Raw genomic sequence first — 15,316 nt, 5'->3', positions numbered from 1 at the left:
GAGTTATGAAAATCGGTAAAATTTGGCTTTTGGCGCTAGCCTGCGGGCTAGCTTTGGGCAGAGAAAATCCTTTTGCGCCCTCGGGCGATGTAAACGCGAGCATGGCTAGCAGCAACGTCGTGGAAAATTTGCCGCCTTTTGAGAAGCAAAATTTCAAATTTCCCGCCGACGCTAGAAACTTTATCTCCGTCACGCTAAAATACAAAAGCCTCGACGGCAGTATCAAGGAAAAAACCGTCGATATAAACAAAAGCATCTCGTGGCAGGACGAGTTTTTGCTAAGCAAGATCGCAGTGCCCGTCGTTGTAGAAAAGCCCGACGTCTCGGTCACTAAAGAGGAGCCAAAAGCGGCCACGATAGACGTCGCGCCAAAGCCTACCGAGCGCAACATGACAACGCAAGAGCCTCTAAAAGACGTCGTCATAAAACCGCTTGAAAAGCCGCAACCGCAAAAGCAGATCGTCTATAAGCAGACGAAATTTGAGATCTATCCGATGCAGATAAAAATCCTCACGACCGACGAGAAGCTAAAGGACTACTCTATCAGCAAAGGCACCAAGGTCGTGATCGACTTCGCCTCGCAAACGGACGTAAATACCAGAAAAGACGAGCTTGACTGCGGCGCGTTTAAAACGGCGCTTTTTGGCTCGCACGGCAAATTTTACCGCGTAGTTTTTGATCTGGACGGCAGCTATAAGCACGAGATCGAAAAGACTCAGGACGGATATCTACTAAAGCTTTCTAGATAAATTTGATTTTTGCGCTCCGAGCTTTCGGCGTGTAAATTTATAGCGATAAATTTCTCGTGGCAAAGGTTAAATTTTAGCCTTTGCCGCTCTTTTTTAAATTCGGCTTTTAAATTTAGTCAAATTTGCCCTGATTTAATTTTTCCGCATTTTCCAAATCCCCCGTCCCCAAATTCACTCAAATTTAACCGCCCTTTGGCTAAGATTTCGCAAATTTGACTTAAGGGATAAATTTGAACAAACTCGCACTTAGCCTCGCCGCTCTTTTCCTCATCGTTTTCGTAAATTTTATTTACGAAAAGCTATCCGGCCCCACCCGCTTCGTAGTTACCGCCGATACTAAAATAATCCCGGGTTCCGAGCTAAGCAAATACGTAACGCAAGAGGAGATAGACGATTTTGCTTTTAGATACTGGGATATAGATAAGCAGATAAAAGACGACGCATTTGCTGAAAATTTCCGCAAACTTTTAAAATCAAAGCAAACGGATCAAATTTTAAAATTTATGCAAGACAACAACATCAGCGTAGAGCACAAGCTCATCTACGGTACTACGCCGATAATGTATTCAAGCTTTTTTGACGATGAAAACACCACAAAAGAGTTTATAAAACTAGGAGCAAATATCAGACAAAAGGATAATTTCGGTCTCTCGCCCCTGGCCTACGCCATAGAAAATAACTCTACAAAGACCCGCTAAGCTGCTACTTGATAGCGGGGTTAAATTTGATGAAGTAAAGACGGTGCAATACTAAATATATCCTCCGTTTTATAACAACATCGAAAAGCTTATCATAGACGGAGACGACGTAAAGATAGTATTTCGAGATAATTACCAAGTCAATAAAGAATCCAAAGACGCAAATAACCCCATGAGGTATATAGTATGGCATAACTATGTCGAAATGGCTGATATAGTCCTTGCTAGCGGATATAGACCAAAACTTAAAGAAACGCCGTCTTTATTTGCCGGCATAAGGGATGAAAATTCAACCTTTCTACGCTCTTTATACGTGGCGCTGCAAAACTACCCAAACTACGAACCCATGCTAGAGCTTCTTTTAAAGCATGGCGTCGTAGGGCAACCTACTAAAGAGGAGCTAAAGAAGGCGTATGAGGAGTGCTATAAAAAGCGCAAGGGATTGATTGATTATAAAGAAAACTATATCTATAAAATGAATAAAGGTATAGACGAAGAAGGCGAAGCGAAGTTACGCAAAAACAAGAAATATGAGCACTTATGTACCGAGTGCTTATATCATGAAGGTCTTTTACAATACAAACCACAGCCGATAGACCCGAAACGAATAAAAAGATTTGACAATCAAATAAATTTTCATTCACATTTTTGCCCCGACGAAAATGCTACGTTTAAAGATATTAGGGCTTTCATAAAATGGGCAAACGAAATGGAAAAGCAAGATGGGATCAATAGCGCTATAGGTAGAGCCGAAAGCGGCATGGCTCAGGTGATTTACGTAGATAACAACCGAAGCAAATCAGACTCAAACTCAAATTTACAAAGCAAATAGATAAAAGGAGATAAAATGTCAGGGGAAAAATTTGATAGAGCGGAGCTTGCCTAAAGCGGCGGAGGTCGCCGCTGGGCGCGGGAGATTTGACTCCGCGGTTTAAGTAGCAAAGGGCGCCAACCGGAGGCGGCTTGCCGTCAAATTTAGCTTAACGGCCTAAGTTTTAGCCTTGCTACGAGGCGCGGCTAAATCCGCAAATGCCGCAACTGATCTAAAATTTACGATCTGCGCTAGGGTAAATGCTAGGATCGCTTAAGTTCCTGCGCGCGCAAATTTGAACCTCGCCTTTTAAAACTGCGCTCGGCGCAAATTTTGGTTTATTTATCCGCGCTTTTGCTAGCTTTTTTGGTTTCTAAAAACTCCTCGTAGCGGCGGTCGATGATCTCTTTGATCTCGGCGTAATTTTGCGGCGAATTTTCTATGTAAAAATAGGCGTTGTCGAAGTTTTTATCGCCGAATTTTCGCGCGACGAAATCGTCGTAATCTTGCAAATACCAGCCGTGCGTTTTGGCAAATTTCGTGCGGTCCGTGGTGTAGTAGGCCTTCGCAAAGGCCTTGCCCGCGGTGTTTAGCTCCTCGCTGCTCAGCACGCCATCCATGGCGCCCAAAAAATACTGACGATAATCAAAGCTATCGTCCATCCGCGCTATATCGCTCGCGAAATCTGCCGCAAAGTCCTTGGAGTAGAGCTTGCGCTCCATGCACCAGCGGAAGAAAAACGCGATGTGCGTCGCGCCGTTTTCATGCGGGATGTCGGTCGGCGCATTTTTCGCGCCCCAGTGCCATTTTGCCTTGTCGTAGGTTACGTAAGCCATTTTGATCTCCTTTAAATTAGGCTACATTTTACTAAATCTGACCTAGCTCGGCGATTAAAACGCGGCGGCAGCCAAGATAAAATTTCGCGTCGTCATACTAAAAGTAGTATAATGCGGATTTTATTTTAAAGGAGAAAAAATGAGCGAGAAAAACTTGCAAATTTTAGGCTGGATAGGTACGTGCCTGTCGGTTATCATGTATATTTCTTATATCCCGCAGATAATGGGCAACCTTGAGGGCAACAAAACGCCTTTTATCCAGCCTCTAGCCGCAGCGATAAACTGTACGATCTGGACTAGCTACGGTCTGCTAAAAGCCAAAAGAGACTATCCGCTAGCGGCTGCGAATTTGCCCGGCATCATCTTTGGTCTTTTGGCGACGATAACGGCGTTTTAAAGGATAAAAACCGCTAAATTTACCGATACGGCGAAGTTAAATTTGATATTTTTTGACGCGAGTTTCGGCGGCTCAAATTTGAATGCAAATTTTCTGCACTACTTTACTGTATTTTTAATATCTTGATTTTCTTGTTAAGGGGGAAGGGGCTTGAATTACGCTCTGCTTTGCAGTTGCGAAGCGTAGCTGAAGAAAAAGAGCTCCCTTTTCCTTTTCTTTGGGACAGGAAGGGGGGGCTACTTAAGAAGCGTCGCCCCTTTCTCTCCCAAGCCCTCTCTAACCCCACTGTACGTTATAAGTTGCTACGCTATGCGCAGGTTTAAATTTGCATTTTTCAAGATGCGGGTCTCGGTGGGTAAAATTTGAAGCTGAAATTTGCAAATTTAGCTTCAAATTTGAACGCAACAATGATAAGGCGAAGTATTTTGAGATGATTTTTGGGGTTGCGCAGGTAAAATTTAGCGTAGGCTAGACCTCTGCTTGCAGTTGCGAGCAAAGCGAAGCAAAGATAGTCTGCCGAGCTAAATTTTAGCCAGCTCCGCAAAAAGCGCTCAAAAGACAAGCCGCCAAATTTTAAAGATCGCGAGGATCGGCGATCTTGCCCATTACCGCACTAGCCGCCGCCACTGCCGAGTTTGCCAGATACACCTCGCTTGTGCGATCTCCCATGCGGCCGACGAAGTTTCTATTTGTCGTGCTTACGCAGCGTTCCCCAACGCCCAAAATCCCCATATATCCGCCCAGGCACGCGCCGCAGGTCGGGTTGCTCACGACTGCGCCGGCCTCGGCAAATATATCCATCAGCCCCTCTTTTTGCGCTTGCAGGGCGATTTTTTGCGTCGCAGGCGTGATGATGAGGCGAGTTTTACGCGCTACTTTGCGGCCTTTTAGGATTTCAGCCGCGATGCGCAGGTCGCTTAGGCGGCCGTTCGTGCAGCTGCCGATAAAGGCCTGATCAATGGCGATGTCGTCTCTCACGGCCTCGCGCACGCTCTTGCCGTTGCTAGGTAGAAAAGGATAGGCGATCACGGGGTCGAGCTTGCTAACGTCGATCTCTAAAATTTGCTCGTAGTTCGCGCCCTCGTCGGAGTAGTGCAGCTTCGGTTCGGCGCGTAAATTTTTACCTTTTAAAAACTCTTTCGTGGTTTCATCGACCGCGATGATACCGCTTTTGCCGCCTGCTTCGATCGCCATGTTACACATGCTAAAGCGCCCGTCCATATCGAGGTTCTCTATCGTCTCGCCCGTAAACTCCAGCGCCTTATACAGCGCGCCGTCCACGCCGATGCGGCGGATGATCTCTAGGATGAGGTCCTTGCCGTAGACGTGGCGGTCTAACTTGCCGCGAAAGATCACTTTGATAGTCGGCGGCACCTTAAACCAGTTTTTACCCGTTATCATCGCGTAGGCTAGATCGGTGCTGCCCATACCCGTAGCAAAGGCTCCCAGCGCGCCGTGCGTACAGGTGTGGCTATCGGCGCCGATGATGACGTCGCCCGGCACTACGAGGCCTTTTTCCGGCAAAAGCGCGTGCTCGATGCCCATATCCTTCTCGTCGAAATAATTTTTCAAATCGTGCTTATACGCAAAATCGCGGCTGATTTTAGCTTGGTTGGCGCTTAGGATGTCTTTTGCCGGGATGTAGTGGTCCATCACGACGCTAAAGCCGTCCGGATTAGCAAGCTTCGTCGCGCCGCTTCGCTCAAACTGCTTGATGGAGATCGGAGTCGTGATGTCGTTGCCGATGACCATGTCGATGTCGCTTTCGATGATCTCGCCCGCGAAAACCTCGCGACCTACGTGCTCGCTGAAAATCTTTTCGGTGATGGTTTGCTTTTTGTTTTGCATAAATTTTCCTTTTTTGCGGATGCCGCACGTTTTTAAAATTTAGCGATTTTAGCGAAAAATGGATAAAAAGAGATTGAGATTAAAATTTAAGCGCCGCAAATACGAACCCGGTGCGGTTAAATAGCGCAATACGCCGCGGATTTAAAACCGAATTCGGCGTTTTCAAGTGCGGGTTTGGGCGAGTCGATTTGAAGTCAAATTTGTAAATTTGATTGAATTTGACTTCAAATTCGAGCGCAAAACGATAAGGCGAAGTATTTTTGCGTTTAGACGAGGCAGATTTAAATTTTACGACGGGAGCTACCTAGTCGGTAGTGACCGAGTAAAATTTAAATCCAACGCCGTATAGCGAGAAAAGACGAACCGCTAAATTTTAAAATTTAACGCTAGCAGTCAGCATAAACTGCCTCGCATACCCCGGCTGTATCGGTATGATATTAGCCTGCGTACCGGTCGATGAGGACGTATAATAAAGCTTGTCGGTCAAGTTTTTGACGTTAAAGGCGAAATTCGTCTCGTAGCCTGCAATCTTAGTGTCATAGCTGATAAATGCGTCGTAAACGACCGCGTCGTCCATCTTAAAGCCCGTTCCCGCAGGCACGGCCGGTAGATTCGTCCTCATGTAGTAGGTGTACCATGAGCCAAAGTACCTCGCCCCGCCGCCGATCCTTAGGCCTTTTGCGCCTAGGTGACTAAAGTCGTAGTTGGTAAAGAGGCTGGCTTGGTGCTTAGGCGTGGCTTCTAGCGGTTTGCCCACTAGCACGGCAAACGCGCCGCTATCCTTGCGCACCTGGGTCTTTGTGTATGCGTAGCTAGCGCCCACGCTTAGCCCTTGCGTTACCCGGCCGTTAAAGTCAAACTCAAATCCTCTAGAGCGCGCCTCGCCCACGGGCGTATTTACGCTATTTACGGTGCGCATGATGTTTTTCTTGTCGATGTTAAAGACCGCCGCGCTAGCCGTTATGCTATCGTTTTGAAATTTAGTTCCCAGTTCTACGCTTTTGCCTTCTTCGGGCTTTATGTCGCCGATGTCGTCGCCGCTGATCGCCATTTGCGGGCTAAAGCTTTGCGCGTAGTTGGCGTAAACCGACCACTCCGGCGTTAGCAGGTATAAAAGCCCCGTCTGCCACGTAAATTTGCCGTCTTGCTGATCGGTGGTGTTTGGTCCGCTAGTCGTGCCGCGCGCGACTTGGTTGTAGTATTCGTATCTGACGCCCAAAGAATAGATCAAATTTTCGGTCAAATTTATACTATCTTGCGCGTAAAATCCGATCGTTCTTAGCTTTTGATACTGGATACCGGAGGCTCGGTCGGACGGATAGGGGACCGTGCCGTAGACTGGACTGTAGATATTTATCGGGAAGTTTCTGTGCGTAGTGCCTGAGCTGTAGCTGTTTAGCGCGCCGGGTCTATAGCGGTAGTACTCCTTTGCATCGATACCAAATAGCAAGTTATGCTCTATCTCGCCTGTTTGCACGTAACCGTTTAAATTTAACGATCCGGCGTGCGTGCGGTGGATAAATCCTTCATACGCCTCGTTTCGTCTAGCCGCAACGCCCGTGTTTAAATTTACGTTCATTAGCCTGATGTGACCGTACTCGTGCTTTGAGCGGGAAAACGCGTAAGCGCCGCGCAGTAGCCAGTCCTCGCCGATATTTTTTTCAAAATTTACGTCCACGGTGTCGAGTCTGGTTTTTAGTTTATTAAACGGCTCGTCAAGGCGTCTTTTCTTATCTATCGGAAGTAGCTTGCCCGTGCTTGGCACCAGATACATACCGCGGTCGATCGGATCGGTCGAGCGCGTGTGCGTATAGGCTAAATTTATGCGGTAATCATCGCCTTTATAAGAAAGAGAGGGCGCAAAGAGGACGTTTTTATATTCGCCAAACTCCCTCCAGTAGTCTTTTTGCATCATATCAAATATAAATCTATACGCAAAGCCGCTATCAGCGATCGGTCCCGTGGCGTCAAAGCCCGCGTTCCAGTAGTTATGGTTGCCTATACCGACCCAAATTTCATTTGAGAAGTCGTATTTTGGTTTTTTAGTGACCATATTTATGATGCCGCCGGGCTCTTGCGCGCCGTAGAGCAGGCTAGCTGGGCCTTTTAGCACCTCAACGCTTTCTACGGTTTTGTTAAAGCTATGCATGACGCTAGCCGGTACGCCGTTTCGCATGATCGAGCCGTCGCGTCCGCCGCCAAAGCCTCGCTTAATGATCGAGTCAAAGATACCGCCCGTGGTGTTTCCGTAGCTAACTCCGCTCACGTTTTGAAGGCTTTCGGCTAGAGTTTCGGGTTTTTTATCCTTTAGTTGCTGCTGGGTTACGACGTTTACCGTCTGCGGGATCTCTAAAATAGGCGTATTCGTTTTGCCTACTTCGCTGGTTTTGGCTCGGTATCCATCATCCGCGCTCTCGCTAATCTCGACGCCTTGCAGCGCTACGTCGGCGGCGAAAATTTGAGTTAAAAGCAGCGACGAGGCCGCTAAACTTAGGCTAAATTTGTTCATTTATTTTTTCTCCGTTTTAAAATACATTATCATTATATTATTCTTACGCTTAAAATTCGGCCCGATTTTAGGCTATAATTTCGGCTATGAAATACGCAAATTTAAAACAAATACAATCTTTTCTAGGCAAATTTAAAAAAATAACCGCAATCAGACGCTCGGGCGATATGGCTATATTTATAGAATTTGACGGCGAGCTCGGGCTATTTTTTGATCTTAGCAAGTCTGACTCCGCGATCTACGCAAATCCAGATTTTTTAAACGTAAAAGAGTACAAAGCGCCCTTTGACGTCGCGCTTAAAAAGAGGTTCTGGGGGGCGAAAATTTTAAATTTGAGCGTACCCGAAGGAAATAGAATTTTAAAGCTGGAGTGCGAATTTCAAGGCTCGTATAAGAGCCTTGCCTCGAGCCTGTTTTTGGAGTTTACGGGGCGATTTACCAACGCGATCATCACGGATGAAAAAGGCGTCATCGTCGAGGCTTTGCGCCATATAGATAATAATTTTCGCGTGATAAAACCGGGGCGCGAACTACTCGAGCTACCGCCTGCAACGATAAAAGAGCGCCAAACGCCGCCGATAACCGATTTTGCGCGGTATTTTAGCGAGGAATTTAAGCGCGTAAATAACGCAAAGCTAGAAAATCTGCGCACCGTAAAATCGGCCGCGATAGAGCGCAAAATGCAAAATTTAAGCGAGATTTTGTCAGGTCTTGAAAACGAAGCGGATCTAAATGCGCAAAGCGAAATTTTAAGCAAAAACGCAGGGCTGATCCTCTCAAATTTACACGCGTTAAGGGACTACGAGCGCGAGGTAACGCTAAATGATTTCGAGCGAGGCGAGGTGCGGCTAGTGCTAGATGATAGCCCAAAAATCGCCGCAAACGCGATGTTTGCCAAAGCAAAAAGGCTAAAGCAAAAGGCGGCCGGGCTGGTTATAGAGCGGCAAAATTTGACCGAAAAGCTGGAGTTTTTATCAAATTTACAAACGCTCGTAAATGAAGCAAAAAGCGTCGAAGAGCTAGAAATCCTAGCGCCTAAAAAAGCTCGCGCCGCAAAGCAAAAAGAGCAAAATCAAAATGTCGAGGATTTTTATGTCGAGGGCTATAAAATCAGCATCGGGCGCAACGAAAAAGGCAACGTCTGGCTGCTAAAAAACTCGAAAAAAGACGACGTCTGGATGCACCTAAAAGACCTGCCGTCCGCACACGTCATAATCAAAACCGCAAAAAGCGCTCCGAGCGAGGAAATTTTGAGATTTGCGGCGAAAATTTGCGTAAATTTTAGCGTCAAAGGTGGCGGGACGTACGAGGTTGATTTTACCAAACGTAACAACGTCAAAATTACGAGCGGCGCAAATGTAAACTATATTAATTTTAAGACGATATTAGTAACAAAGCATGACTAAAACAGGAGGCGAAAATGGCTGTAACACCCCTTGGCAACACGATTTTTATCAATCAAAACGTAAATATGGTCTCAAACAAGGTCGCCGACGTCCAAAATAGATTTGACCTGCAAAATATCGCCGCCGCATCGCTGGCAAGCGACGAGAAACAAGAGGTCTCCGAGGTGCGACCGACCGAGGAAACCTACAAAATCGACCCCCAAAACGAGCACGAAAAGCAAAAAGGCAGGCAGGAGCAGGGCAAGCTCGCCTCGGAGCAAAACGGCGAAAACGCAGACTCCGAGAACGAGGACGAAGAAAACTCCGAGGAGCACGTCGCGGCTAACGATTTCCCGCAGGCGTCGCCCGTATTTCAGCATCTTGATCTTAAAATTTAAGCTTTCTCGTTCAAATTTGGCTGGGCTTTTTGCTGCGCGGCGGTCAAATTTGGCTCGATTTAGATCAAATTTGAGCTTTTATTCGCTAAATTTAAGCAGCTGTTTTTAGCGAGAGTAAATTTCATCACAGATCGTCAAATTTGCACTAAAGCTACAAGCCTCGCTCGGTAAAATTTAACCCAAATCTGTCAAATTTACCGCCCGTTTCAAGCAAAAATAAATTATCAAATTTAACCGCCGTCTAAAGCGAGCGAGCAAGCGCAAATTCGCCTCAAATTTCGGCGCTTTTAAGCGAAAATTTTATACAATCGTTACTCAAAAAAGGAAAAATCATGAAAACGCGTATAATCACCGGCGTCGCGCTATTTGCGGCGGTTTTGCTCATCTTTTTCGTCGATAGTTATCTGTTAAATTTCGCCATATTAGGCTTTGTGCTTTACACGGCCTTTGGCGAAGCGCAAAAGCTCTACGGCCTGCAAGGCGGCTCTCTTGCTCTCATAGCGGTTATTTTTTACCTACTCACGCCCTTTTCAAACCCCGTATTTATCGCTATTTTAGCGGTCTTGCTCGTGGTTAGTTTTCTCGCGCATTTTAAGAGCGAAAATCTAACGCCCGCGCTACCGTTTTTGTATCCGATGACACCGATTTTTCTCATCTGGATGCTTTATTCGCAGTACGGCGTGGGCTACTTGGCGTGGCTGATTTTAACGGTCGTGGCGTGCGATAGCGGGGCGTTTTTCGTCGGCAAATTTTGCGGCAAACACGCCTTTAGCGAGACTTCGCCGAACAAAACTTGGGAGGGTGTGGCTGGCGGTATCGCCGTGGCTACGGTCTTTGGCGCGGGCTTTGGCTGGGTGCTAACCGATAGCTTTTGGCATAGCCTCATTACGGCGTTTTTGGTTGCGACTTTCGGCGTTTGGGGCGATCTTTTCGAGAGCTACTTAAAACGCCGAGCGGGCGTCAAAGATAGTGGCACGCTACTGCCGGGCCACGGCGGGATGCTTGACCGCGTCGACGGCTATCTGTTTGGCGTCGCGGCGATGCTCTGGACGCTATCGTGGTAGTGCTGGGCTCGACGGGCTCGATCGGGACGAACACCCTAAATCTAGCCCGCAAATTCGGCCTTAGCGTCGAGGCGCTGAGTTGCGCGTCAAACTACGAGCTTTTAAACGAGCAAATCGCCGAATTTAAGCCCAAATTCGTCTGTATCGCCGAACCAAAATTTGCTAAATTGGTAAAACACAAACACGTTTTTGCCGGCGCGCAGGGCATCTGCGATATGCTAAAAGAGTGCGAGAGCGAGCGCGTCGTAAACTCTCTAGTGGGCTTTGCGGGGCTTGCTCCGAGCCTAACCGCGCAAAAGCTGGGCAAAAAGCTGGCGCTTGCTAATAAAGAAAGCCTCGTCGCGGGCGGCAAATTTTTAGACAGGGGCGCGATAAATCCGATAGATAGCGAGCATTTCGGGCTTAAATTCTTGCTCGCGAACAAAACCCCGGTCGCTAGGCTGGTCATCACGGCCTCGGGCGGCGCCTTTTACAAAACCCCGCTAAAAGCCCTAAAAGACGCTCGCGCCGCAGACGCGCTAAAGCATCCCAACTGGAGCATGGGCGCAAAAATCACGATCGACAGCGCAACGATGGCGAACAAGCTTTTTGAGGTGCTGGAGGCTTTTTGGCTCTACGGCGTGCGGGATATCGAGGCACTCATCGAGCGCACGTCCACGGTGCACGCGCTGGTGGAGTTTGCAGACGGCTCGACTACGGCGCACCTATCCAAAACCGATATGATTTTAGCTATCGCGCACGCGATTTTGGGCGAGGACGGAGTGCTAAATTTGAACGCCGCCGATGTGCAAATCGTGCCGAATTTGGATCTAAAAACTCTAAAAAACATAAAATTCGGCGAGATAAATTTGAAAAAATATCCTATCTTTTCGCTAAAAGATCAAGCTTTGCAAAACCCAGATCTCGGCGTTGCGATAAATGCAGCAAACGAAGTGGCCGTGTATAAATTTTTGCGCGGCGAGTGCGGATTTTTGGACATCTCGCGAACGGTTTTGGCCGCTGCAAAGAGGTTTGAAAACGAGAAGATTGAGAGCGAGGGTAAGATATTTGAAGTGGATTTAGAAGTGAGAGCGTGGGCGGAAAAGCTACTTAAATAGCGGCTTGTCTTTTTGCTCTATACTTCGTTGGATTTAAATTTTACTAGGTCACTACCGACGAGATAGCTCCCGTCGTAAAATTTAAATCCGCCTCGCCTAGAACAAAAACACTTCGCCTTGACTCTTTACGCTCAAATTTGAAGTCAAATTTACAAATTTATAAATTTAACTCCATCAAAATTTACAAAACTCGCGACGCTTTGCGTCAGCGAAGCTATGTCGCCACCCTTAACTTCACTTCGCTCGTTACAAGACGGCAACAAGTTGCCTCTACGAAGAAAAGTGTCGTAGGGGGAGGGGGGGGGGATTAAAGGGGGTGGGGAGCGACTTCGCCATTCAAGCCCCCACCCCCTTTACAACAAAGTAAAAAAACAACCTCAAACGGTTGTTTTTTTACTCAAAGAACACAATCTGCAACGCTAAATTTAACCAAGCTAAATTTGGCATCTTAAAGGTGCGGATCTGGGCGCGTAAATTTAAAATTTGCTCGAAAAATTTGCCTAAAACGGCGCATTTTCGTCGCCGTAATCGTCGCCGATATGTTATAATTTCACGAATTTTAAAATCGCGCCGAGTTTAAATTTGGCCGCAAAAACAAGACAAATGCTGCAAATTTCAAGAGTCAAAAAATAAGTCGCAAAATAAAAAGAGGAAAATATGGAAAAATACGAAGGCTACAATCTAAGGTTTAAAGACGCTCTGGTTGGCGTACAGTTTCTATTTGTCGCGTTTGGCGCGCTAGTACTCGTGCCGATATTAACGGGGCTTGATACGTCCGTGGCGCTGTTTACGGCGGGCATCGGCACGCTGCTGTTTCAGCTAATCACGCGCAAAAACGTCCCGCCGATCTTTCTCGCGTCCAGTTTCGCGTTCATCGCGCCGCTTAGCTTTGGCGTGAAAGAGTGGGGCATTGCCGCAACGATGAGCGGGGTGATCGCGGCGGGGCTTTTTTACGTGGTTCTGAGCCTGCTCATTAGGCTTAAAGGCGAGGGGTTTTTGCATAAAATTTTACCGCCCGTGGTCGTCGGCCCCGTGATCATGACGATCGGCCTCATCCTCTCGCCCGCGGCCGTAAATATGGTCATGGGCAAGGGCAAAGAGGCGCTCTATACGCAGGGGCAGTCGCTTACTATCGCGCTTATCTCGCTCTCGGCGGTTATCGTCGTGATGATGTTTGGCCGCGGTATGCTGCGCCTCGTGCCGATCCTGTGCGGCATCGCGGCGGGATATTGCGCGTCGCTGTTTGTCGGGATCGTGGATTTTACGCCGATTTTGTCCGCGCCGTGGTTTGCGCTGCCAAATTTCACCGCGCCGGTTTTTAAGCTCGAAGCCGTGATCTACATGGTGCCTATCGCTATCGCGCCCGCGATCGAGCACATCGGCGATATGCTTGCGATCAGCAACGTCACGAAGGAAAATTTCCTAAAAAATCCGGGGCTTAAAAGCACGCTGCTGGGCGATGGGCTCGCGACGTCGTTAGCTGGCTGCTTTGGCGGACCGCCGAACACCACTTACTCAGAGGTTACGGGTGCGGTCAGCATCACCAAGGCCTACAATCCCGCCATCATGACCTTTGCCGCGCTTGCGGCGATACTGCTAGCTTTCGTGGGCAAGCTTGGCGCCGCGCTCTCCACGATCCCCGCTCCCGTCATCGGCGGCATCATGTTGCTGCTTTTTGGTATCATCGCGAGCGTGGGCATGGAGACTCTGATCAAAAACGGCGTGGATCTGGCCGAGCCGCGCAATATGATCATCGTCGCGCTCATCTTCGTCTGCGCGATCGGCGGCATGGTGCTGGATTTTGGCGCGATGAGTTTTAGCGGCGTGGGACTTGGCGCGATTATTGGTATCACGCTAAATTTGGTGCTACCGAAGACCAAGCATTTTGACGGATACTAAGTTAAATTTGCGCGAAGCTTGCGTCGTTTCGCGCAAATGCGGGTAAATTTGAGCTTTGGCTTGCCGTCAAATTTACCCGCCGCTTTTGGGCGTCAAATTTACCGCAGCCTAAATTTTAAAATTTCCCTGCAAACGCTTTTAAATTTCCAACATTTTAAACTAGCAAGATATATAATTGCCTTATGAAAAAGGCGAATAATTTAAGTAAATTTGATAAAAAGGCGCTAAAGCTGCTCTTTGCGGTACTTTTCGTGCCGCTCTTCGTCTCGCTCGTTTTCATCTATGAGCTATCGGTGTATGACCGCTCGCGCGAGCTGCCCGCGGACGCGCAAAAGATCGGGGGTTACTACAATATCGGCGGCAAAATTTACCTACGCTCTTGGAATCTCGCTCCCTACGAGCTAGAGGGCGGTGCGGACGCGGCGAGCTTTCGCGCGCTTGATACCGGCAGATACTCCTACACAAACGTCGGCATGGACGCTAGTAGCGTATTTTGCGGCGCTCGCAAGATGTCGGGGCTAGATCCCGCCCGCACGCAAAAGATCGGCTCTCGCTACTACAGCGACGGGCGCGTGAGCTACTTCTGCTCGGACGTCACGCAGCGCACGGGCGGCGCGATAAGCTACATTTACAAGGTATTTTTCCACGCCTTTGGGCTCTCAAAGTGGCCGCAGGAGTATAACTATCCATACGCTAGGCTGGATACTAGCGCGCCCATCTCGCCACTGACCGAGAGTCCTTATGTCGCAACCGACGGCGAGCGGGTATTTTACGAGGGTAAAATTTTAGCGGGCGCGGACGCAAAAAATCTAAAGCAGATAAGGCGAAAAATCATATACGAAGACGGCCCCGAGCTGCCCGCGCACTTTCGCCTGATCGATAATTGGCTGAGCGACGGACGCAGCGTTTATAAGGGCGGCGAGAGGCTAAATTTCACGCCTAGCGAGCAGATGTATCTCGTGGAGCCAAACGCCGGTATAGAGTTTCTTTACGATCCCGCCGCGGGCGCGGTGTTCATGGACGGCGAGAGGTTTGAGGCTGCAAACGAGCCCTATACGCCGCTAAATTTTCGCTCCGGCCACCAAGAATACATGCTGTTTGCGAGCAAAAACGGTATATTTTATCTAAGCAAGGATAAAATTTTAAATCGTCCGCGCGGCAGCGGCGCCGAAGGTCGGTTTGGTACGTTTATTATAAATTTGGCGGGGAGGGCGGTAAGCTAAGCGCGCTAAAAAGGGCGGGCGACAATCCATTTAAAGGCACCGTGCGGCAGATCTCGGAAAAGCTTTTTAGGGACGACGCGGGATTTTACTATCTAAATTTTTACTCGCATAGCGTTTACGTCACGGGTCGTAGCGGCAGGCATCTGGATAAGCGGACAAATTTTATCGAGCTGCGAAAGATCACGCTAGACGTGCATGATGATGAGGTGATGGCGCAGATCGTGGACGAGGCGGCGCGAAACCCAGAAATGTCGCAGCTGATCTTTACCGCGCAGGACGTGGAGTATGGAAACGGCGCGGCTTTTTATATGTATTGCCTCGGGGCGGTTTTATTGCTTGGCGCTTGGATTTATAGTTACTTTAGAAAGCGCAGCTTGCGGCGCGGCTAAATTTGCCGTCAAA

The 15,316-nt window shown here is 48.2% G+C and carries 14 protein-coding genes; 11 read left to right on the top strand and 3 right to left on the bottom strand.

Annotation, left to right across the window (positions count from 1 at the left end; genetic code table 11):
- The first annotated feature begins 5 nt into the window (after window positions 1–5).
- From CSHOW_RS09400 to CSHOW_RS10480, 3 genes are all read left to right on the top strand, one after another.
- Complete coding sequence (locus tag CSHOW_RS09400) at window positions 6–749, top strand: AMIN domain-containing protein (protein WP_004321050.1); 744 nt, start codon at window positions 6–8, stop codon at window positions 747–749.
- A gap of 230 nt (window positions 750–979) precedes the next feature.
- Window positions 980–1,447, top strand: a complete 468-nt coding sequence (locus tag CSHOW_RS10485) for an ankyrin repeat domain-containing protein (protein ID WP_236844699.1) — start codon at window positions 980–982, stop codon at window positions 1,445–1,447.
- 205 nt (window positions 1,448–1,652) lie between these two features.
- Entirely contained in the window at window positions 1,653–2,279 is a 627-nt protein-coding gene (locus CSHOW_RS10480; RefSeq protein ID WP_236844698.1) for a hypothetical protein, read from the top strand.
- Between the two features lie 317 nt (window positions 2,280–2,596).
- Here the strand turns inward: CSHOW_RS10480 and CSHOW_RS09390 are convergent, their stop codons facing one another.
- The gene (locus tag CSHOW_RS09390; RefSeq protein ID WP_004321517.1) at window positions 2,597–3,094 is read right to left on the bottom strand and encodes a DUF7832 domain-containing protein; all 498 of its coding nucleotides are present in this window, start codon (window positions 3,092–3,094) and stop codon (window positions 2,597–2,599) included.
- A gap of 139 nt (window positions 3,095–3,233) precedes the next feature.
- Between CSHOW_RS09390 and CSHOW_RS09385 the strand changes: the two genes are divergently transcribed.
- Entirely contained in the window at window positions 3,234–3,491 is a 258-nt protein-coding gene (locus CSHOW_RS09385; RefSeq protein WP_002951935.1) for a SemiSWEET family transporter, read from the top strand.
- A 573-nt stretch (window positions 3,492–4,064) separates the two neighbouring features.
- On the opposite strand, the gene leuC is transcribed toward CSHOW_RS09385, so the two are convergent.
- Both leuC and CSHOW_RS09375 read right to left on the bottom strand, forming a co-directional pair.
- Complete coding sequence (leuC, locus tag CSHOW_RS09380) at window positions 4,065–5,339, bottom strand: 3-isopropylmalate dehydratase large subunit (RefSeq protein ID WP_004321513.1); 1,275 nt, start codon at window positions 5,337–5,339, stop codon at window positions 4,065–4,067.
- Window positions 5,340–5,712: 373 nt separating this feature from the next.
- Window positions 5,713–7,848, bottom strand: coding sequence for a TonB-dependent siderophore receptor (locus CSHOW_RS09375; RefSeq protein WP_004321510.1), 2,136 nt, complete (start codon window positions 7,846–7,848; stop codon window positions 5,713–5,715).
- An 86-nt stretch (window positions 7,849–7,934) separates the two neighbouring features.
- Between CSHOW_RS09375 and CSHOW_RS09370 the strand changes: the two genes are divergently transcribed.
- The 7 genes from CSHOW_RS09370 (at window position 7,935) to CSHOW_RS09340 (ending at window position 15,303) form a co-directional block, all read left to right on the top strand.
- Window positions 7,935–9,254, top strand: coding sequence for an NFACT RNA binding domain-containing protein (locus CSHOW_RS09370; RefSeq protein ID WP_004321506.1), 1,320 nt, complete (start codon window positions 7,935–7,937; stop codon window positions 9,252–9,254).
- A gap of 14 nt (window positions 9,255–9,268) precedes the next feature.
- Window positions 9,269–9,631: a hypothetical protein gene (locus CSHOW_RS09365; RefSeq protein WP_004321505.1), complete on the top strand. Its 363-nt coding sequence runs from the start codon at window positions 9,269–9,271 to the stop codon at window positions 9,629–9,631.
- 332 nt (window positions 9,632–9,963) lie between these two features.
- Window positions 9,964–10,695 carry a phosphatidate cytidylyltransferase gene (locus tag CSHOW_RS09360; protein ID WP_004321501.1) on the top strand — a complete coding sequence of 244 codons (732 nt, stop codon included), beginning with the start codon at window positions 9,964–9,966 and terminating at the stop codon, window positions 10,693–10,695.
- Window positions 10,689–11,792, top strand: coding sequence for a 1-deoxy-D-xylulose-5-phosphate reductoisomerase (gene dxr / locus CSHOW_RS09355; protein ID WP_039895304.1), 1,104 nt, complete (start codon window positions 10,689–10,691; stop codon window positions 11,790–11,792). Before CSHOW_RS09360 ends, dxr begins: the two co-directional genes overlap by 7 nt.
- A gap of 657 nt (window positions 11,793–12,449) precedes the next feature.
- Entirely contained in the window at window positions 12,450–13,691 is a 1,242-nt protein-coding gene (locus CSHOW_RS09350) for a uracil-xanthine permease family protein (protein ID WP_004321480.1), read from the top strand.
- Window positions 13,692–13,873: 182 nt separating this feature from the next.
- Window positions 13,874–14,914, top strand: a complete 1,041-nt coding sequence (locus CSHOW_RS09345) for a DKNYY domain-containing protein (protein ID WP_004321478.1) — start codon at window positions 13,874–13,876, stop codon at window positions 14,912–14,914.
- A 41-nt stretch (window positions 14,915–14,955) separates the two neighbouring features.
- On the top strand, window positions 14,956–15,303 hold the full coding sequence (locus CSHOW_RS09340) for a hypothetical protein (RefSeq protein WP_004321477.1): 348 nt from the start codon (window positions 14,956–14,958) through the stop codon (window positions 15,301–15,303).
- Window positions 15,304–15,316: the final 13 nt, after the last annotated feature.

The organism is Campylobacter showae, from assembly GCF_004803815.1.
GTDB lineage: Bacteria > Campylobacterota > Campylobacteria > Campylobacterales > Campylobacteraceae > Campylobacter_A > Campylobacter_A showae.
The sequence above is the reverse complement of the archived record's forward strand: the minus strand, read 5'-3'. Positions and strand labels throughout refer to the sequence as shown.

What these genes read in the sequence shown, in the direction of transcription:
- CSHOW_RS09385 (WP_002951935.1), top strand. Translation starts at nt 3,234, where the DNA reads ATGAGCGAGAAAAACTTGCAAATTTTAGGCTGGATAGGTACGTGCCTG.
- CSHOW_RS09345 (WP_004321478.1), top strand. Translation starts at nt 13,874, where the DNA reads ATGAAAAAGGCGAATAATTTAAGTAAATTTGATAAAAAGGCGCTAAAG.
- CSHOW_RS09390 (WP_004321517.1), bottom strand. Translation starts at nt 3,094, where the DNA reads ATGGCTTACGTAACCTACGACAAGGCAAAATGGCACTGGGGCGCGAAA.
- CSHOW_RS09375 (WP_004321510.1), bottom strand. Translation starts at nt 7,848, where the DNA reads ATGAACAAATTTAGCCTAAGTTTAGCGGCCTCGTCGCTGCTTTTAACT.
- CSHOW_RS09365 (WP_004321505.1), top strand. Translation starts at nt 9,269, where the DNA reads ATGGCTGTAACACCCCTTGGCAACACGATTTTTATCAATCAAAACGTA.
- CSHOW_RS09350 (WP_004321480.1), top strand. Translation starts at nt 12,450, where the DNA reads ATGGAAAAATACGAAGGCTACAATCTAAGGTTTAAAGACGCTCTGGTT.
- CSHOW_RS09360 (WP_004321501.1), top strand. Translation starts at nt 9,964, where the DNA reads ATGAAAACGCGTATAATCACCGGCGTCGCGCTATTTGCGGCGGTTTTG.
- CSHOW_RS10480 (WP_236844698.1), top strand. Translation starts at nt 1,653, where the DNA reads ATGGCTGATATAGTCCTTGCTAGCGGATATAGACCAAAACTTAAAGAA.
- leuC (WP_004321513.1), bottom strand. Translation starts at nt 5,339, where the DNA reads ATGCAAAACAAAAAGCAAACCATCACCGAAAAGATTTTCAGCGAGCAC.
- CSHOW_RS09370 (WP_004321506.1), top strand. Translation starts at nt 7,935, where the DNA reads ATGAAATACGCAAATTTAAAACAAATACAATCTTTTCTAGGCAAATTT.
- CSHOW_RS09400 (WP_004321050.1), top strand. Translation starts at nt 6, where the DNA reads ATGAAAATCGGTAAAATTTGGCTTTTGGCGCTAGCCTGCGGGCTAGCT.